Raw genomic sequence first — 19,182 nt, 5'->3', positions numbered from 1 at the left:
GTTTGCGCAGCTCTCTCCGGCGTCTCTCGTGCTCGGCCGCACTCACCGGGGCCCTGTTGAGCCCTGCATTGGGTCTTGCCGACACCGGAACGGAAGTTCTGACCAACCAGATATCCAAAGCCAATGCCGATGACATCGGCTTTAGCAACGGCTCTGTGGTTGTCGCGCCTATCCCGTTTCGCAACGAGCTCGTAGGCGCGGGGCTCGCGCTTGGCCTTGGCTACCTTCTGAAAACGGATGAAGCCAGCGACACTTCAATGATTGGTGTGGGCGCCCTTCGCAGCGAGAACGGGTCAGAAGCGTTCGCTGCGACGGCCAGTTTTGCCTTTCATGAAAATACGTGGAAACTCAACCTGACCGCTGGTCAGGCGGATATGTTCTATGACCTCTATATCGGCAATCTGAAATTCCCAGTGAATCAGGACGGCACGTTGATCAACGCCGAACTATTGCACCAAGCGTGGCAAGATACGCATATCGGCGGCCGTTTGCGTTATCTGGACACGAACCTGGCTTATGACACGTCATCACCGGGCCTTCCGGCATTGCCGCTCGTCAACGCCGAGTTGGTCAGCCTGTCCGCGCTTCTTCAATGGGACACCCGCGACGACACGTTTTCTGCAAGGTCCGGCCACTATCTGGATGTCGAGGTCATGCACGGAGAACTGCTCAACCAAAGCAACAGCGGCTATCAAAAGCTAACCACGCGCTTTAACGCCTATCGAGCACTCGGACCAAAAAACAGCGTCGCACTGCGCGCCACGGCGTGTATGGCCTCAAGCTCAGCGCCCTTTTTTGACAAATGCTCCCTCGGCGGCACAGACGGTTTTCGCGGCTACAACCCCACTCGTTTCCTGAATTCCCGCCTGCTCTCCTTTCAGGGCGAGTTACGCCACAACTTCACTGACCGTCTCAGCGGCGTGGCCTTTGCAGGCATCGGGTTTTCAGGCCCTTCCTTCGATCGCTTGGACAACGGTGGCGGGCAAATCGCCGGCGGGCTGGGTGGCCGCTTTCAACTTTCCAAGAAATTCAAGGCAATGTTCTCGGTAGACGTCGCCCGCAACGAAGTTGGAGAGAACACTTTATACGTCTACGTTGGCCAGCGTTTCTGACCATCTCCGCCTACCCCCTTCCCCTTTTGGCCCTGCTGTCCTAAAAGCCCCTCAAACGCTGTTTATTTTGGGGACTCTCGCGACATGCAGGAACCGGCCATCACCACCGATCTTATCGAAGCTCATGGACTGAAGCCTGACGAATACGACCTGATACTCGAGATTATCGGACGCGAGCCAACGTTCACAGAACTCGGCATCTTCTCTGCCATGTGGAATGAGCACTGCTCATATAAGTCATCCAAGAAATGGCTGCGTACCCTGCCCACCGAAGGCCCGCAGGTCATCTGTGGCCCCGGTGAAAACGCCGGTATTGTCGACATCGGTGACGGCGATGCGGTGGTTTTCAAAATGGAAAGCCACAACCACCCATCCTACATCGAACCTTATCAAGGCGCGGCAACCGGCGTTGGCGGCATCCTGCGCGATGTTTTCACCATGGGCGCCCGCCCCGTCGCGGCGATGAACTCGCTCTCTTTTGGGGAACCCGCGCACCACAAAACCACACAGCTTGTGAACGGCGTCGTTGAGGGCGTCGGTGGCTACGGCAATTGCTTCGGAGTTCCAACCGTCGGCGGCGAAGTCCGATTCCACCCGGCTTACAACGGCAACTGCCTTGTGAACGCGTTTGCGGCTGGCCTCGCCAAATCTGACGGCATCTTCTACTCCGCTGCCTCGGGCATCGGCATGCCGGTCGTTTACTTGGGCGCGAAAACCGGTCGGGACGGCGTTGGTGGCGCAACTATGGCCTCTGCCGAATTTGACGACACGATTGAAGAAAAACGCCCCACCGTTCAGGTTGGCGACCCCTTCACCGAAAAACGCCTGATGGAGGCGACTCTGGAGCTGATGCAAACCGGCGCCGTAATCTCTATTCAGGACATGGGCGCCGCAGGCCTGACCTGTTCCGCCGTAGAAATGGGTGACAAAGGCCAACTGGGTGTGAAACTCAACCTCGAAGACGTCCCGCAGCGTGAAGACAACATGACCGCGTATGAAATGATGCTGTCTGAATCTCAGGAACGCATGCTGATGGTCCTCAACCCTGAGCTTGAGGCCGAAGCCCGCGCTGTCTTCACCAAATGGGATCTCGACTTTGCCATTGTCGGCGAAACCATCGCCGAGGATCGCTTCCTGATCCTGCACAACGGCGACGTCAAAGCTGATCTGCCGCTCTCGCCGCTCTCGGGCCGCGCGCCGGAATACGACCGCCCATGGGTCGAAACTCCTGCCGCTGAAGAACTCGCTGATGTGCCACAGATCGACGCAATCGATGGCCTCAAAGGTCTCATCACGTCCCCGAATTACGCGGGCAAACAGTGGGTCTATGAGCAATACGACACCACGGTCATGGGCGACACCGCCCAACGTCCCGGCATGGGTTCGGGCGTGATCCGCGTGCACGGCACTGACAAAAAACTCGCCTTCACCTCCGACGTGACGCCCCGTTATGTCAAAGCCAACCCAATCGAGGGTGGAAAACAGGCCGTTGCCGAAGCCTTCCGCAACCTGTCTGCTGTTGGCGCAAAGCCACTGGCCAGCACCGACAACCTGAACTTCGGCAACCCCGAAAAGCCTGAAATCATGGGCCAGTTTGTGGGCGCCATCAAAGGCATCGGCGAAGCTGTCGCCGCACTCGACATGCCAATCGTGTCTGGCAACGTCTCGCTCTACAACGAAACCGACGGCTCCGGCATTCTGCCCACGCCGACAATCGGCGCCGTTGGCCTGATTGCCGCTGGCGAAGAGCCTATACTGGGCGAAGCCCGCGACGGCCACGTTGCGATGGTTATTGGCGAAACAGACGGCCACCTTGGCCAATCTGCACTGCTCGCCGAGGTCTTCAACCGCGAAGACGGCGATGCCCCACACGTGGATCTGACAGCGGAGCGATTGCACGGTGATTTTGTGCGCGATAACCGCGACCTGATCAAAGCCTGCACCGATCTTGCCGACGGCGGTCTGGCGCTTGCGGCCTTTGAAATGTCCGAAGCCGCTGGCGTTGGCGTGCAGCTTGATATGGACGACACCCCCACATTGTTTGGCGAAGATCAGGCGCGCTATCTTGTGGCCTGTAACTTTGACCAAGCCGAAGCTTTGATGATCAACGCCCAACAAGCTGGCGTGCCCATCACATCTGTGGGCCGTTTCACTGGTGACATGGTGAAATTCGGCAGCTCCGAGGCGCCTCTGGCAGAACTCTCAGAGACATTCCGCAGCAGCTTTGCCGCTGCTGTAGCCTAAACCATGGCTGACAAAGTGCCTAATTTACCGGCACTTACCGATGACTGTTCAAGCTGCGCAGCCCTTTGCTGCGCAGCTTATCCATTTGAGGCTCATGAGGATTTCGCCATCCTCAAGGACATCGACACCCCGTGTCCAAACCTTGCCAACAACTTCCGCTGCACCATCCACTCCGATCTCGCATCCAAGGGTTTTGGCGGTTGCGTCGCTTATTCCTGCGCCGGCGCAGGCCAGCGGGTGACCCAAGACCTTTTTGACGGCGAAACATGGCGCGATGATTCCGACCTGCTCACACATATGACCCACGCGCTGCGCGTGCTGCGCCCGATTCACGAAGCCCTCAAGGTGCTTCAGGAAGCCCACGCGCTGCCCCTGCCCGACACGCTCAAAACCCGCGCCACGACCCTCATGACTGCGCTCTGCCCGCCCGACCCCACATCTGTTTGGGATTTTGAGGACGACGCCGTACAGGACGCCCTGCACGCATTGCCCGACTTCATCGATCAGATCGCACCACACGTGGACCCTTCGCTCTGAATCGCCTTGCAGAGCCTCCGCCGCATCCCTACATTTTTGACCAAACAAGACAAAGGACATCCCGGATGCCGATGAACCCGCACCAAATCGAAGACCTCTTGCGCGAAACTTTCCCGAATGCCGAAATCGAAATCGGCGGCACCGATGGTGTGCACATGTCCGCAATGGTCGTGGACGAGAGCTTTCGCGGCAAGAACCGTGTACAACAGCAGCGCGCTGTTTATGCCGCGCTTAAAGGCAAGATGGACGGCAACAACGCCGATCTTCACGCGCTGGCCCTGACAACCCGCGCGCCGGAATAAGGGCCCAGCCATGGGATACGCGCTTCTCGGAATTGGCCTCGTGATCGCACTGATGGTTGTCGCCGTCGGCTACGATGCTGCCCGACGCGCCAAATCCCCGCGCGCGACCCCTGCGCGCAAGCGGGATTGAGCGCGTGGAATGGCTGATCCCAACCCTCGTGCTCGCCGTTGTTGGCATGGCCGGCTTGCTTGCATGGCACAGCCGTAACCGCAACCCGATTGAGCAAGACGACAGCGACCCCGACAACCACACCCTACGCTCGGATTACCAATCCGGCATGGGCGGCGGCAACGTTGCTACGTGGAAAGTCCCGAAGGACCCACAGGACTACGCCAAGCTGTTTGTCCCGTCTGATAAGAAAAAGTGACCGCGTCTGTCAAAGCCTGCGAACAGGCTGCATTGGCAAAGCGCATGAATTGGCCCTATATGATGGGCAACCCAAACACGGTACCGCCGTCACAAGGAAACGCGACATGAGTGATGTAAACAATCAAATCGACGAAACCGTCAAAGCCAGCGACGTAGTGCTCTTCATGAAAGGCACCAAGGACATGCCCCAGTGCGGCTTTTCCTCCCGCGTGGCGGGCGTGCTGAACTACATGGGGGTCGACTATACCGACGTGAACGTGCTGGCCGACGAAGGCGTGCGTCAGGGTATCAAGGATTATTCCGACTGGCCCACTATCCCGCAGCTTTACGTCAAAGGCGAATTTGTCGGTGGCTGCGACATCATCACCGAGATGGTCCTGTCCAGCGAACTCGACACGATGTTTGCCGACAACGGTGTGGCATTTGACAAAGACGCCGCGGACAAAATCCGCGAAGCTAACGGCTGAACAAAGCCTTCCAACTATATGAAAAGCCCCGCTTATTTAGCGGGGCTTTTTCGTATTTTCGGGTGTGCGAGTTGCTTATCAGGCGCGCCCGATCATGCGTTTCAATGTGTCGTCTTTGTCTAAGACATGGTGTTTGATCGCGCCCAGAACATGCAACAAAAGCGTGGCAATCATCACCTTGCCCATGACGGCGTGCAGGGTTCCCGCAATCTCATTTATCACGACAATTTTCGGCCCACCGGGAATGGTGAACAGTCCAAAAAAGCCGATCGAATGACCGCCGAAGTAAGACATCACCACGCCAGACACCGGCATCACAACAATTCCCACCAGCAAGATCACATGCGCCCAATGCGCCGCTTTGACCTGCCAGTCGTGCTGCAATGGCGCAACGAACCCCTGCATCAGACGCCAGACAACGCGCCATGTACCAAGTACAAGAACTGCAAGCCCGACCGCCTTGTGAACATTGCGCACGGGCGCCTTTGCCGCGCCTTCCAGCACCATATCCAACGCCAGTCCACTGGCCAGCAACCCGATGATCAAACACGCCACCACCCAGTGATTTAAGCGCGACACCCGATCATATGTTGTTAATTGATTTGCCATTCTGGACTCCAAAAACCCCGACATCGGCGGCCCACTAACCGCCTGATCCTTCTGGTACGCTGTTCCTCTATCTTTCCGTCGCGCCTCCGGACACAAAAAACGCCCGCGTCCTGCGACACGGGCGAGTTTTTGCTGAACAGGTTGTGCCTTCTGCAGGCTTAAACAACATGCCAATCCTGGGCTTTTCCAACCAGACGTTTCCACAATTTGACAAAATCTGCCGCACGCGCTCAGCACGCCCAGCCCTGCCAAAGAACAAGAGCCGCCATCACGTCTTCTTTCCCGTTTCAGATAAATCAAAAACCACCGAAGACCAGAATAGGCGGTGGACCATTTCCCCGAAAGATCACCTTAAGTAACCCTCAAGCACGCAACCAACTCATTTATAAATATAAAAAAACCGGCGATGCGCCATCGCCGGTCCTTCAATCCATTCATGAAAAAAACGCTCAAAACGCGGCGCCTTAACCAACCGTTTCTTCGACCAAATCGGCGATGGCTTCCGCCCGCGCCGTCAGTTCCGACAGCGTATCGGTCACTTCACCCGGGATCACAGGCACTTCAACCTTCTCGGGTTCTGCCGATTTCAATCCCTCGATCTCTTGTTGCGCCGCGGCGAGTTTGGCCTCAACCTCGCCGAGCTTGTCTTCCAATCCCGCTGTCTTATCCGCCAGCATCAATCCCGACATAAGCAACATACGCCCCTCAGGTATGCGTCCGGCCTGGCTGACCAACACGCGCGCCTCTGCGTCCAGCATCTTGGCCGCAGACTGAAGGAAATGCTGCTCACCATCCTGACACGCCACTTCGAATACGCGGCCGCCCACTTCGATTTGTACTTCAGGCATTACGCATCCTCCTCGTTGGCGGCTTCCGCCTCAACCCCATTCGCCACCGACAGCATCGGCGCTAGACCGGTCAAAATAACACCAGCTTCTGCCATCTCGGCCTCGCGTTGCGCTTTCAAACTGTCGATCTCGGCTTTCAACGCATCGTTGATCAAACCGGCGTCCACCACTTTCTCTTCGGCAACGGTCCGCAACCGTTCATTGTTTTCACGCACACCTTTGCTCATGCGGCGCATGCGGCGCAAGCGCTGTGCCATCTGCTCCATCGCCTCACGATTGGCCGCAAGGCTTGCTTCGCCGTCACCGGCACCAGCCGCCGCCAATGCATGGCGCGCGCCGTCTGCCGCTGCCTCGGCTGCGATCCGCGCAGATGTCTCTGCTTCAAGTTGACCTTCCAGAGCTGCAACTTTTTCCGAAAGCTCCTCAATACGCGCATCGGCTTCTTCGCCAGCCGCGCTGTCTTGATCAACTGTGCTCCGCAAACTCGCAACTTCGACCTTTGACGCATCAGCGGTCTCTTGTGCCGCCGCCAGATCGGATTCAGCTTTCTCCGCAGCTTCACGTGCCACCGCAAGTTCCGCTTCAGCCTCATCCTGTTTCTGCGTCACCGCCCGAAGACGCTCCTCCAACTGCGCCGAGGCACTGGCCTCATGCTCCAGTGCGCGCCGCAGACTTGCGACCTCTTCGCTCATGTCCTGAACCGCAGGCACTTCCGCGTCCGCTGCCGCAGAGGCCGGACCCAATTTCGCAACCCCGCGGCCAATACGCTCAAGCGCGCCGCTCAGTCTGCCTTCTAGGTCGCTGATGTCACTCATGTGCCTCGTCCTTGTTCGTCAATCGGTCTGATAATTGTCGTTTGACTGTCACTTTGCCACGTTCTTTTTGCACGCGCCACACCTTGTCGATCATTGATTCAAATTAGGAGCTGCACAAAAGATCGCCCACCCCCCTCAAACCGCCGCCGCCAGGCCGTTTTTCGCACCCATTGCCTCACTGACAGGCAAAACGGGCCTATCAGCGCTTGCAAGTTGGCCCGTCACTGCTATTGAGCTTTCAAGCCCCGTTTCTGGTTTTATTTGGAGCACGTCTTATGGACATCGCCACCCTGAAAGAAAACAACCCCGATCACTGGATGAAGGCCGCCGCAATCCGCGCCCTGACCCTTGATGCCGTCGCTGCAGCGAACTCCGGACACTCCGGCATGCCGATGGGCATGGCTGATGTGGCCACCGTTCTGTTTGAAAAGCACATGAAATTCGACGTCGCCGCGCCAAGCTGGCCTGACCGCGACCGTTTTGTCCTATCTGCGGGCCACGGCTCGATGCTGATCTATTCGCTGCTTTACCTCATGGGCGACGCCCAAGTGACGCTTGAGCAGGTCAAAAACTTCCGCCAGATGGGCGCTCTGACTGCGGGCCATCCTGAAAATTTCCTGATCGACGCTGTGGAAACCACCACCGGCCCACTTGGTCAGGGTCTTGCCAACGCGGTTGGCTTTGCCATGGCAGAAGAAATCCAGCGCGCCCAATACGGCCGCAAAATTGTGAACCACAACACCTACGTCATCGCCGGCGACGGCTGCCTGATGGAGGGCATCAGCCAAGAGGCCATCGGACTCGCAGGCCGCCATTCTCTGGGCAATTTGGTCGTATTCTGGGACAACAACAACATTACCATCGACGGCACCGTTGAACTGTCAGACCGCACCGATCAGGTCAAACGCTTCAAGGCGTCCGGCTGGCATGTGCAAGAAATCGACGGCCACGATCCCGCGGCCATTGACGCTGCCATCACCGCCGCCAAAAAGGCAAAAAAGCCTTCGATGATCGCCTGCAAAACCCACATTGCCATCGGCCACGCCGCGCAAGATACCTCCAAAGGTCACGGCGCTTTGACCGATGCCGACCAGATGGCCGCTGCCAAAGCCGCTTATGGCTGGACAACCGGCCCGTTCGAAGTGCCCTCCGACATCAAAGCCCAGTGGGAAGCCATCGGCAGCCGCGGCGCCGCAGATCGCACCGAGTGGGAAGGTCGCTTCGCAGAAGCCTCCAAGCAAAAACAGGCCCGCTTTAACCGCGCCTATGCGCTGGACGTGCCAAACAAGCTTTCGGCCACAGTCAAAGCCTTGAAAAAGCAGATTTCCGAGGAACTGCCCACAGTGGCGACTCGTAAATCTTCTGAGATGGCATTGGCAGCGATCAATCCAATCATGCCGGAAACCGTGGGTGGATCCGCCGACCTGACGGGCTCCAACAACACGCTGACGGCGGATCTGGGTGTGTTTGACACCAACAACCGCAAGGGCCGTTATGTTTACTGGGGCATCCGTGAACACGGCATGGCCGCAGCCATGAACGGCATGGCGCTGCACGGCGGTATGCGTCCCTACGGCGGCACCTTCTTCTGCTTCACCGACTACGCGCGTCCCTCGATGCGTCTGGCCGCGCTGAGCAAAATCCCCACCGTATTTGTGATGACCCACGACTCCATCGGTGTTGGCGAAGACGGCCCGACCCACCAACCGGTCGAACACCTCGCCATCTGTCGCGCGACGCCCAACACCTATGTGTTCCGTCCTGCCGACTCCGTAGAAACCGCAGAGGCCTGGGAAATCGCGCTGTCGAGCAAAGACACCCCGTCTGTGATGGCCCTGACACGTCAGAACCTGCCGACGCTGCGCACCGAGCACAAGCTCAAGAACCTGACCGCGCAGGGTGGCTATGTTTTGGCCGAGGCCGAAGGCAAACGTCAGGCCATCCTGATCGCCACCGGCTCCGAGGTCTCCACCGCCATGGAAGCCAAGAAACTGCTCGAAGCGGAAGGCATCGGCACCCGCGTGGTTTCCATGCCCTGCATGGAACTGTTTGCAGCTCAGGACGAAGCTTACCGCCGCAAAGTCCTGCCTGCAGGCGCGGCAGTGCGTGTCGGTGTCGAGGCGGCTGTGCGCGCCGGCGGCTGGGATCAACTGCTGCTTGGCGAACGTGCTCGTGCCGGCAAATCCGACTTCGTCGGCATGGACCGCTTCGGTGCCTCCGCACCGGCTGGTGAGCTCTTCGAAAAATTCGGCATCACCGCCGCCAACGTGGCCGAGAAAGCCAAAGCGTTGCTGTGATCTTGGGTTGATAGAGAACGAAAAGGCGCTCCTCTCGGGGCGCCTTTTTAATATGTTTTGTTGTGTACTAGCATTGCGGAGCAACCGTATGTCGATACCTCCGAACCTGATTTGGGCATTGCGTGCGCTGTGTCAGTACGCTCAAACACAAGCGTCTCTCTATCCAAGTTTTGTGCATGTGCCCGACGAACTGGTCGAGGACTTTGGAGAAGCCTTTGACGCCTTAGAAGAAGCCACAAAAAACCGATGGCCAAAGCTCTTCGAATTGGACAGCGCTATTATGAACAAATCCGGCCAACTAGAGTTCTGGACGACTGTCGCTCTGTCTAAACACCGGTTCTGGGACGATTTACGCGTGTTATCGCGTTCGACCTTGTTGGAAATGGGCGAAACGACGCTATGCCCAAATCCGAGCGCCAAAATCTTTGTTTCAAGGGATGGATAAGAGAAGCAACCTCGTTATTCCCCCAAACTTGCGCGACGTCGCAACGCCCTTTTTCTATGCGAGTTTCCATGCCCCTCTTTAAGAAGTCCCTACTTTCCGCCCTCGCGCTTTTTGCCATCTGCGGTAATGCAAATGGCCAAAACATTCATTCCAACAAACCTCAGGCCAACTACCCGCCTGAAAGCTGGCAATTCAAAGTGGAATTCAAGCGCTTCCCCTGGGACATCGCCTGCGCTGAAACCAACGGGCGCGGTGCACTCACCAAACGGGGCAACGGCAACAATGTAACTTACCTGTTGTCCGGATTCCCTGCGGCTGACGGTCTAACCTGCACCGTCGCAAACAATCCAAAGAGACGCTTCACAATTGACGTCGACAATCTTTTTGGCGTTGGACGTACAAAGCGTGTTATCGGCGGCGAGTACTTTGAGGGCGAGGTCAAAGGCGTTGACCTCAAGGTGGTGTACCAATCCAACGCTGTCGGCTACGGCTCCTACAAGGCCCATGCAAAGCGGCACACCGTGTTCAGCAAGAACAGAATCATCTATTCTGAGCAAAGCATGTTCGCAGCCTTCTTCCCAACAAGGGCGAACCAACCGCCGCGCCGATGGAAACCCTAAGTGGATTGTTTTAGGAGACAGTTGTTAGCCGCTTGTCTTTCGAACGCAGTTCGCTACCCCAATTCCCCCTATCTTTACCTATCGTAAGCCACTATGTGGCTACCAAAGCGTATCCCTCGCGCAGAACCCCTTTCGCCACAGGTCCATCCCCCATGCTCGTCACCCTGATCAAGCGTTGCTTTCTGGTCCTGCTCGGCCCCTTTATCTTCTTGTTCGTCGCTTTCATTCCGACGATCTGCGGCAAACGCCCGGGCTTTCGCGGCTGGTTTTGGCGCACCGTTTCCCGCTGCTGTTCTTGGCTGTTGTGGTTCCTAGACGTGGATGTCGACATCTCTGACGCTGCCATCGAGGCACTTCGTACAGACGAAAACTCCGTCATCGCCGTAAACCACCGCAGCCACTTGGATGGGTTTTCCATGCTGCACGTGATTCCCAACGAAAAATGGGTCACATTTGGCGCCAAAAAGGAACTTTGCGAGGCGGCTCTACTGAAACGTGGATTTGATGGGGCCGGCCTTCTGAAAATCGACCGAACCAAAGGCCGCGACGCGCTTTCTTCGCTCATCGAAGCCGTCGACATCATGCCAAAACGACGTTCGCCGATTTTGTTTGTCGAAGGCACCCGCGCCACCAAACCCGGCCTGCCCCCGTTCAAAGCGGGCGCCGTGCTGATTGCCCAAAAAACCGGCCGCGCTGTGCGTCCCTTTGTGATCAGTCACTCCGACAAGCTGTTGCCGCGCGGCAAATTTTTCCCATTCAAGGGCACCATCCGTATCGACGTACTAGATCAGATGCACTTCGGGCCGGACGAAGACACCGACACATGCGTTGCCCGCCTAAGAGCCGCTATGGCCGCCGCTTATGACGCGCAGACCGGCGAAACCACCGAAGATCTCTGAGTAACCTCAGACAAAAGTCACCACTGCCTGCATGCCATCCACCAAAAGATCACCATCCGCGTTCCAGATCCGCATAACTTGCGAGCTATAGCCATTCTCGGCCGCACTCAGATCGGTCTCAAGCATATACCAACCGTCCCGCGTCGACGTGTCCTCGCGCACAACGTTGTACATCCAGTTCATCGATGAATTCGGCCCCGGCTTGGTGGCTTTGACAAAGATTGCCGGCGGCAACACATCCCCAAGACAGATCAGCCCCTCTGGTGTGTCCCAACTTGCGTTGTCCTGATGCCGCGCCCAGATCCGCACATGCCCGCGCTCTGCCCCCGCAAACGGACGGTGGCCTTCGATCAGCCGCACCTCGAAATTGTTGAAAAAAGCCGCTGGCGCCTCGCGCCCTTTGGGGATCATAAGCTCTGTGTCTTCCGGTTTCGGCGCAGCAACCGCCGGAAGAAGATCCGTCACATGGCTAACTTGAGAGGCGCCGAAGGAAAACGTGCCACTGGCGACAACTTTCCCAGCGACACGGGCTTTGACCTCCAGCGTTGTCACATTCCGTCCCTGCCGCAACACCTCTACGCTGGTGTCCGGCGCCTGCGTCACGGGTGCTGTGAAGTTTATCATCGCCGAACGCAACGGCGGCAATGCGGTATCGCTTTCAAGCGCAGCTCTAAGCAGCACCGCAGCCGTAAAGCCGCCAAACGCCGTACGCCCCTGCGCCCAATTCGCAGGCACATTTTGCCCAACGTCGGCTCGGTCCAAAAATTCTGCCAATGTCTGCGCCATTCGTGGCTCTCCTCGACGGTTTCGCCACAGCCTATGCCACTAAGGCACAATCACAACCGCCATGACGCACCGTCAGTCGCTCAATGCGACGCGTCGTCGCCAGCCGTCCTTCCGGTCACCTTTGTGAAAATTGGCGCAAAGATCTTGGTCGCCACAGGGATCAATACAAACCCCAGCGCCAAACCAAAGACACCGTCCATCGCGGCCTTTGCGATCCATTCCACCGCGCGCGTCCAATCCGTCGTCACCAAAAGACCAACCGCATGTGCCCAATCATGGATATGATGGCCAATCCAGCCAAACCCCAGTTCCTCAAGCCCATGCACCACGATGGATCCACCAACCCACAGCATCGCCGCCGTGCCGATGATCGTCAGCAGCTTCATAAAGCCCGGCATCGCCCGCACGAGCCATTTCCCAAACGCCCGCGTCGCCGCCAGCCTACCCTTGGCATACAGCAACAAACCAAAGTCATCCGCCTTCACAATCAACGCCACAGAGCCATAAACCGCCACCGTGATCCCAACACCAGCCAGCGCCAACGTCGCCGCTTCAAACCAGAAACTGCTTTCAGGAATGGCGCTCAGAATGATGGTCATAATTTCGGCAGACAGGATAAAGTCGGTCTTGATGGCACCTGCCGCCTTCGCCTCTTCCAAATGGGCAGGATCGTTAACCTCGTCCACCGCTTCCTCGTGATGCTCTTTGTGCGGAACCAGAACGTGATACACCTTCTCCGCGCCTTCAAAGCACAGATAAGCCCCGCCAATCATCAAGAGCGGTGAAATCAGCCAGGGCGCAAAATTGGCCAGCAACAGCGCCGCCGGCAGCAAAATGAACAACTTGTTCTTGATCGAACCTTTGGCAATTTTCCAGATGATTGGCAGTTCACGCTCTGCCCGAAACCCCTGAACGTACTTCGGGGTGACCGCCGCATCATCTATGACCGCGCCGGCCGCCTTGGCTCCGGATTTCATCGCCTGCGCCGCGACATCGTCAATCGACGCCGCCGCAACCTTGGCGATCGCCGCCACATCATCCAGCAGCGCCAGCAAACCACCTGCCATCAAACACCCTTTCCATTAGTGTTCATTCAGGCTGCAGTCAGACGCCAAAACAATCAAGCCTAAGCCCGAAAACCGCACCGTCGCGATGCAGTCGCGATACCGACGCGATACCGACAGCGTCAAACGTCGACATCTTCTCGTGCTAAAACGAAGGTATGAATGCCGAAAACCACGGCCTGCGTTCTTGGCAAGCGCAACAGACTTTGCCGCTCAGTGCGCAGAAAATCTCCTTCAACCTCTTGATGCCGCGGCGCATTCTCGGTTTTTGGATGAAACAAATCCGGGTCCCGATACCAATGTGCATTCTTGCGCCACAGGGGCCGCCCGACCTTGATCCCGTCAAACAGCCGCTGCACACGCCGCGCGATGTTGTCATCATACTCTGGCACAGGAACATGTATATGTGTCAGAGGCTTACCAATCTTTTCGGTCAAGCTCCAACTGGCAGGAAAGCACAACACAGCCGCTGTCATCACGTGCTCATCGCCCCGTTTTTCATGCAAACAAAAATCCTGCTGCACGAGTCGCCCAACTGTACCCAATGGATCCGCTAAATCCAGATCAACGTGTCGCCCGTCGGGACAGACTACGCTGTCATCGCCAACGTCAAAATCGTCCCGTGTATCAAGCACAGACAACACCGCCTCCAACAACTCGTCGCAAGCCGCCTCGGATCCTTTGGTTGCCGCCAATACGGCCGAACGGTTTTCCGACAAAAGCCGTTCTCTTTCAACCATTTGCGCACCATAAGACTCGTCCACGATGATCCAGTCTTCGGTCGCCATGGGTGCTATCCCCGGCAACGCCACTTTGGCCAACGCATCATAGGGAACAGAGGTCTGAAGTATCTTTTTCATCTCGTCTTCGTAGCCCACACCGCCGCCATCTGCATCTGAAAACGAACTTTTTCACGTCGCAAATAGGCGGGTCAAACACTGTTTCATGGTTTCAGACTGACCTTAGGGAGGCCATCATGAACCAACACTTCAGCGACACCCGCAAAATCGATCCCAGCCGCGGAGCGGTGCTGGGCGACAACACCCCCAACGACGCCAACCGAGTTGAGATTGGCCCCACCCGCCTCGCCATTCAGGAATGGACTGCAGCGGGCCTTCAGCAACCTGATCTGCAAGCCATGCGCCGCTATCGCTGGGAGCGCCTCACCCGGCATATTGCCGACCGGGGGTACGCCGGCCTTCTGATGTTTGACCCACTCAACATTCGCTACGCCACTGACAGCACCAACATGCAGCTTTGGAACACGCACAATCCGTTCCGAGCCGTGCTGGTTTGCGCCGATGGGTATATGGTAATTTGGGATTATAAGAACGCGCCATTCCTAAGCAAATTCAATCCACTAGTGCGTGAAGCTCGATCAGGTGCAGATCTGTTCTATTTTGACCGCGGCGACAAGGTTGACGTCGCAGCCGACGTCTTCTCCAACGAAGTCCGCGTGCTTCTTCAGGAACATGCCCCGGGTAACAAACGGCTCGCGGTCGACAAGATCATGCTGCACGGGTTGCGCGCCTTGGAAACCCAGGGCTTTGAGATCATGGAAGGCGAAGAAGTCACCGAAAAATCTCGTGCGGTTAAAGGTCCTGACGAAATTCTTGCGATGCGATGCGCGAGCCATGCCTGCGAAACCGCGGTGGCGGAAATGGAGAAGTTCGCCCGCGACAACGTGCCCATTGGAAACACCTCCGAAGACGATATCTGGGCTGTGCTGCACGCTGAAAACATCCGTCGCGGTGGCGAATGGATCGAAACGCGCCTACTCGCATCCGGACCGCGCAGCAATCCGTGGTTTCAGGAGTGCGGCCCACGTATTGTGCAAAATAACGAAATCGTCGCATTTGATACGGATCTTGTTGGCTCGTACGGCATTTGTGTGGACATCTCTCGCACATGGTGGGTTGGCGACAAAAAGCCAACAGATGAAATGGTTTACGCCATGCAGCACGCCCATGAACACATAATGACCAACATGGAAATGCTGAAGCCTGGCGTGACAATTCCCGAACTGACCGCGAACTGTCACAAGCTGGACGACAAGTTCATGCAACAAAAATATGGGTGCCTGATGCACGGCGTGGGGCTTTGCGATGAATGGCCTTTGGTCGCCTATGCCGACAAGGCCGTGCCTGGTGCGTTTGACTATGCGCTGGAACCCGGCATGGTTCTTTGCGTTGAGGCTCTGGTCGGAGAAGTCGGAGGAGATTTTTCGATCAAGCTAGAGGACCAAGTTTTGATTACCGAAGATGGGTTCGAAAACTTGACGACATACCCATTTGATCCGGCATTGATGGGCGAGTCGTAAGATCGCGAGCAGTCACCTTGCTGTTACTTCGTTGGCTCGGCCCTTTCCGACCGCGCTATCTGCGCGCATCTTGGAGGCACATCCAATTTAGGAGAGCGCCATGCCCACTCAACGCGTCACATTTCCCGGCCACGACGGCGGCAACCTGGCAGCGCGGCTTGATCTCCCGGACGGGCCGCACTTGGCCACGGCACTCTTTGCGCATTGCTTTACCTGTTCAAAGGACATCCCCGCAGCCCGCCGCATCGCCGGCCGGTTGTCTACGATGGGCATCGCTGTTTTGCGGTTTGACTTCACCGGCCTTGGTCATTCCAGCGGCGAATTCTCCAATACAAATTTTTCGTCAAATGTCAGTGACTTACGCGCCGCAGCTAAATTCCTAAGCGCCAAAGGCATGGCGCCGAGCTTGCTCATTGGTCACAGCCTCGGGGGTGCGGCCGTGTTGCGTGCAGCAGGAGGCATTGACGGCGTTAAAGCTGTCGCCACACTAGGGGCACCTTTCGACCCAAGCCACGTGACTCATAACTTTGGCGGCGCTTTGAAAGACATCGAACAACATGGCCACGCCGAAGTGAGTCTGGGTGGCCGCCCCTTCACAATCAAGCAAAGCTTCGTTGAGGACGTAAATGCCGCCAATCTCGGCCCAGCAATTGCCACGCTCAAACGTGCCCTCTTGGTTCTGCATGCGCCTCGCGATGAAATCGTGGGGGTCGAAAACGCCGGCGCGATCTTTGACGCGGCCAAACACCCCAAAAGTTTTGTGACGTTGGATGACGCGGATCACCTCATTTCTCGTAACGAGGACGCCGAATACGCTGCTGAAGTGATTGCCGCTTGGGCCGGCCGGTATCTTGACCTCGCCCCACCAGCGCCGCCACCGGGCGCGCCGGAAGGCATCGTGCGAGTTTCCGAGGCAGATCCTAAGGGTTTCTTGCAAGATGTGAACTCCGGCCCCTTGCACCACGCGCTCGCCGATGAGCCGCTGGCCTACGGCGGCACAAATCAAGGCATGACTCCGTATGGTTTTCTCGCCGCAGGTCTTGGTGCCTGCACCTCGATGACGATCCGCATGTACGCCCGCCGAAAAGGATGGCCGCTGGACCATGTCTGGGTCGATGTCAGTCATGACAAATTACATGTCAAAGACGCGGAAATGCCAAAAGGCGATAAGGTGGACACTTTCAAGCGGGTCATTCACCTGATTGGGAATTTGGATAAAGAACAGCGCTTTCGATTGATTGAAATTGCAGATAAATGCCCTGTTCACAAAACGTTAGAACGCACAAGTAAAGTGATTACGACAGCCGGATGATGCATCAATCGATGACAATTCCATCGGAAAATGATCCGTCGGAGGAAATGAATTTGACGGTTTGGCCCTGCGCTGCAACGTCATAACAGTCCCAGAGGCCGCTGGGTGGCCATTGGCTGCAATATTGGTCACCGCGCACCTGCCAGTATCCCCAACTGTCGGTACCTGCGTTGTAGAGAGTACGACCAGAGGCATAAAATGCTTGTGTCGCGTTTTCATATTGCAGGGTTCGATCTGTGAGCGCTCTGGTAATCTCTTCGCCTGACAAAGCCTGCCACTCGGCCGCAGAAACCGCCCCAGTTGCCAATGCAAAAACGCTTATACCAACGGCAATACGTCTCACTTTGCCCCTCCCGACTTGCTGATATCTCCAACACAGTCTAAACCGCGCGCAACCCCAGCTTCACAACACAAGGCCGTGATATGATCCCTCGCTACGCCCGCCCCGATATGGTTGCCGTCTGGTCTCCTGAAACAAAGTTCCGCATCTGGTTCGAAATCGAGGCGCATGCCTGCGACGCACAGGCCAAACTTGGTGTCATTCCACAGGAAAACGCCGACGCCGTTTGGAAAGCCAAAGATGTCGAATTTGACGTGGCCCGCATCGATGAAATCGAAGCCGTCACCAAACACGACGTGATTGCCTTTCTGACCCATCTTGCCGAACACGTTGGATCCGAAGAAGCCCGCTTTGTGCATCAGGGCATGACCAGCTCTGACGTTCTGGACACCACGCTCAACGTGCAATTGGTGCGTGCAGCTGACATCCTGTTGGAAGGCATGGACAAAGTCCTCGCCGCGCTGAAGAAACGTGCCTACGAGCACAAAGATACTCTGCGGGTTGGCCGCTCTCACGGGATCCACGCTGAGCCGACGACAATGGGTCTCACCTTCGCGCGTTTTTATGCCGAAATGGACCGCAACAAAAACCGACTGGAAAAGGCACGTTGGGAAATAGCCACCGGTGCGGTTTCCGGCGCAGTTGGTACATTTGCAAACATTGACCCGACCGTTGAAGAACATGTCTGCGAGCAGATGGGCCTAAGGGCAGAGCCGATTTCCACACAGGTGATTCCGCGTGACCGCCATGCGATGTTCTTTGCCACCTTGGGTGTGATTGCCTCTTCCATCGAAAATGTGGCCACCGAAATTCGCCACATGCAACGGACCGAAGTGCTCGAAGGTGCAGAATTCTTCTCGATGGGTCAAAAAGGCTCCTCGGCCATGCCGCACAAGAAGAACCCCGTCCTGACCGAAAACCTGACCGGCCTCGCCCGTCTTGTCCGCATGGCAGTGGTGCCGGCGATGGAAAACGTTGCCCTCTGGCATGAGCGTGACATCTCACACAGCTCAGTTGAGCGCGGCATTGGTCCCGACGCCACCATCACACTGGATTTCGCGTTGAACCGTTTGGCTGGCGTGGTCGACAAAATGTTGATCTTCCCCGAAAACATGCTTGAAAACATGAACAAATACCCCGGATTGGTGATGTCGCAACGCGTGCTTTTGGCCCTGACTCAAGCTGGCGTTTCGCGCGAAGACGCTTATTCAATGGTACAGCGCAACGCTCTCAAAGTTTGGGAAGAGCGCGTTGATTTCCAAGAACAGCTGTTGGCGGACGCAGACGTTGTTGCAGCGCTTGGCGTTGATGGCGTCAAAGAAAAATTCGACATGGGCTATCACACCAAACACGTAGACACGATTTTCAAACGTGTTTTTGGCGCATAAGCCCGTCACCAAAATACAAAGAAAAAGCCGCGTTATCAAACGCGGCTTTTTTGTTATGTTCGGCGATAGCATGGTATTTCCGGTATTAACGCGCCTGTGATTTAGTGTTTATCATCGCTTGTGTTACAGTCCTTGCATCGTACATGGAGGCGGAAATGACAGTGAAATCTCTAATCATCGCAGCGGCCTTAGCTGCGACCCCCAGTTTGGCGGCGGCCATGGGCTGCGGTCAAGATCACGCAGTAGCGTCTTGTGCCGATGGAACCTCGTGGGACCTTGGCAAACAACGTTGTGTTTCCAGCACAAGTTGATCCATACAAAAATTTCTTGCGTAATCAATTGGTACTGCACCCACACTGGGTGCGGACCGTTTTTGGAGTTTGTTTCATTATGATGAAGGTTATTTT

General features: G+C 56.6%; 19 protein-coding genes. 12 read left to right on the top strand and 7 right to left on the bottom strand.

The genetic code is table 11. The annotated features are described in order from the left end of the window. Nucleotides 1–56 precede the first annotated feature (56 nt). From PG871_RS13025 to grxD, 6 genes are all read left to right on the top strand, one after another. Nucleotides 57–1,112: a BamA/TamA family outer membrane protein gene (locus PG871_RS13025; RefSeq protein ID WP_270729943.1), complete on the top strand. Its 1,056-nt coding sequence runs from the start codon at nucleotides 57–59 to the stop codon at nucleotides 1,110–1,112. Nucleotides 1,113–1,196: 84 nt separating this feature from the next. Further along, complete coding sequence (gene purL, locus PG871_RS13020; protein ID WP_270729939.1) at nucleotides 1,197–3,356, top strand: phosphoribosylformylglycinamidine synthase subunit PurL; 2,160 nt, start codon at nucleotides 1,197–1,199, stop codon at nucleotides 3,354–3,356. A 3-nt stretch (nucleotides 3,357–3,359) separates the two neighbouring features. Then, nucleotides 3,360–3,893 (top strand): hypothetical protein, encoded by a 534-nt coding sequence (locus PG871_RS13015; protein WP_270729935.1) that lies wholly within the window; start codon nucleotides 3,360–3,362, stop codon nucleotides 3,891–3,893. A 65-nt stretch (nucleotides 3,894–3,958) separates the two neighbouring features. Beyond that, nucleotides 3,959–4,195 carry a BolA/IbaG family iron-sulfur metabolism protein gene (locus PG871_RS13010; RefSeq protein WP_270729933.1) on the top strand — a complete coding sequence of 79 codons (237 nt, stop codon included), beginning with the start codon at nucleotides 3,959–3,961 and terminating at the stop codon, nucleotides 4,193–4,195. A gap of 134 nt (nucleotides 4,196–4,329) precedes the next feature. Then, nucleotides 4,330–4,563, top strand: coding sequence for a hypothetical protein (locus PG871_RS13005; RefSeq protein WP_270729932.1), 234 nt, complete (start codon nucleotides 4,330–4,332; stop codon nucleotides 4,561–4,563). Between the two features lie 106 nt (nucleotides 4,564–4,669). Then, nucleotides 4,670–5,032: a Grx4 family monothiol glutaredoxin gene (gene grxD / locus PG871_RS13000; RefSeq protein ID WP_270729930.1), complete on the top strand. Its 363-nt coding sequence runs from the start codon at nucleotides 4,670–4,672 to the stop codon at nucleotides 5,030–5,032. Between the two features lie 78 nt (nucleotides 5,033–5,110). Here the strand turns inward: grxD and PG871_RS12995 are convergent, their stop codons facing one another. From PG871_RS12995 to PG871_RS12985, 3 genes are all read right to left on the bottom strand, one after another. Continuing rightward, entirely contained in the window at nucleotides 5,111–5,641 is a 531-nt protein-coding gene (locus PG871_RS12995; protein ID WP_270729928.1) for a cytochrome b, read from the bottom strand. 464 nt (nucleotides 5,642–6,105) lie between these two features. Then, on the bottom strand, nucleotides 6,106–6,489 hold the full coding sequence (locus PG871_RS12990) for a cell division protein ZapA (RefSeq protein ID WP_270729924.1): 384 nt from the start codon (nucleotides 6,487–6,489) through the stop codon (nucleotides 6,106–6,108). After that, nucleotides 6,489–7,304, bottom strand: a complete 816-nt coding sequence (locus PG871_RS12985; RefSeq protein WP_270729922.1) for a hypothetical protein — start codon at nucleotides 7,302–7,304, stop codon at nucleotides 6,489–6,491. Before PG871_RS12985 ends, PG871_RS12990 begins: the two co-directional genes overlap by 1 nt. Nucleotides 7,305–7,579: 275 nt before the next feature. On the opposite strand from PG871_RS12985, the gene tkt reads away from it, so the two are divergent. The 3 genes from tkt to PG871_RS12970 all read left to right on the top strand — a co-directional run bounded on the left by tkt (nucleotide 7,580) and on the right by PG871_RS12970 (nucleotide 11,565). Next, nucleotides 7,580–9,601: a transketolase gene (gene tkt / locus PG871_RS12980; protein WP_270729919.1), complete on the top strand. Its 2,022-nt coding sequence runs from the start codon at nucleotides 7,580–7,582 to the stop codon at nucleotides 9,599–9,601. A gap of 399 nt (nucleotides 9,602–10,000) precedes the next feature. After that, on the top strand, nucleotides 10,001–10,666 hold the full coding sequence (locus PG871_RS12975; RefSeq protein ID WP_270729917.1) for a hypothetical protein: 666 nt from the start codon (nucleotides 10,001–10,003) through the stop codon (nucleotides 10,664–10,666). Between the two features lie 152 nt (nucleotides 10,667–10,818). Further along, complete coding sequence (locus PG871_RS12970) at nucleotides 10,819–11,565, top strand: lysophospholipid acyltransferase family protein (RefSeq protein WP_270729916.1); 747 nt, start codon at nucleotides 10,819–10,821, stop codon at nucleotides 11,563–11,565. A gap of 6 nt (nucleotides 11,566–11,571) precedes the next feature. Here the strand turns inward: PG871_RS12970 and PG871_RS12965 are convergent, their stop codons facing one another. The 3 genes from PG871_RS12965 to PG871_RS12955 form a co-directional block, all read right to left on the bottom strand. Further along, the gene (locus PG871_RS12965; RefSeq protein ID WP_270729914.1) at nucleotides 11,572–12,351 is read right to left on the bottom strand and encodes a thioesterase family protein; all 780 of its coding nucleotides are present in this window, start codon (nucleotides 12,349–12,351) and stop codon (nucleotides 11,572–11,574) included. Nucleotides 12,352–12,431: 80 nt separating this feature from the next. Beyond that, nucleotides 12,432–13,418 (bottom strand): DUF808 domain-containing protein, encoded by a 987-nt coding sequence (locus PG871_RS12960; RefSeq protein ID WP_270729912.1) that lies wholly within the window; start codon nucleotides 13,416–13,418, stop codon nucleotides 12,432–12,434. A gap of 119 nt (nucleotides 13,419–13,537) precedes the next feature. Further along, the gene (locus tag PG871_RS12955; protein WP_270729910.1) at nucleotides 13,538–14,275 is read right to left on the bottom strand and encodes a heme-dependent oxidative N-demethylase family protein; all 738 of its coding nucleotides are present in this window, start codon (nucleotides 14,273–14,275) and stop codon (nucleotides 13,538–13,540) included. Between the two features lie 116 nt (nucleotides 14,276–14,391). Between PG871_RS12955 and dddP the strand changes: the two genes are divergently transcribed. Together dddP and PG871_RS12945 are read left to right on the top strand one after the other, a co-directional pair. Beyond that, the gene (dddP, locus tag PG871_RS12950) at nucleotides 14,392–15,735 is read left to right on the top strand and encodes a dimethylsulfonioproprionate lyase DddP (RefSeq protein ID WP_270729908.1); all 1,344 of its coding nucleotides are present in this window, start codon (nucleotides 14,392–14,394) and stop codon (nucleotides 15,733–15,735) included. 100 nt (nucleotides 15,736–15,835) lie between these two features. Next, nucleotides 15,836–17,047, top strand: a complete 1,212-nt coding sequence (locus PG871_RS12945; RefSeq protein ID WP_270729907.1) for a bifunctional alpha/beta hydrolase/OsmC family protein — start codon at nucleotides 15,836–15,838, stop codon at nucleotides 17,045–17,047. A 4-nt stretch (nucleotides 17,048–17,051) separates the two neighbouring features. Here the strand turns inward: PG871_RS12945 and PG871_RS12940 are convergent, their stop codons facing one another. Further along, nucleotides 17,052–17,390 carry a hypothetical protein gene (locus PG871_RS12940; RefSeq protein WP_270729905.1) on the bottom strand — a complete coding sequence of 113 codons (339 nt, stop codon included), beginning with the start codon at nucleotides 17,388–17,390 and terminating at the stop codon, nucleotides 17,052–17,054. 80 nt (nucleotides 17,391–17,470) lie between these two features. Between PG871_RS12940 and purB the strand changes: the two genes are divergently transcribed. Further along, nucleotides 17,471–18,775 (top strand): adenylosuccinate lyase, encoded by a 1,305-nt coding sequence (purB, locus tag PG871_RS12935; protein ID WP_270729902.1) that lies wholly within the window; start codon nucleotides 17,471–17,473, stop codon nucleotides 18,773–18,775. Nucleotides 18,776–19,182 lie beyond the last annotated feature (407 nt).

This window comes from Shimia sp. Alg240-R146, assembly GCF_947331465.1.
In the GTDB taxonomy this organism is placed as follows: domain Bacteria; phylum Pseudomonadota; class Alphaproteobacteria; order Rhodobacterales; family Rhodobacteraceae; genus Shimia.
This window is presented reverse-complemented; position numbering and strand designations above follow the sequence as displayed.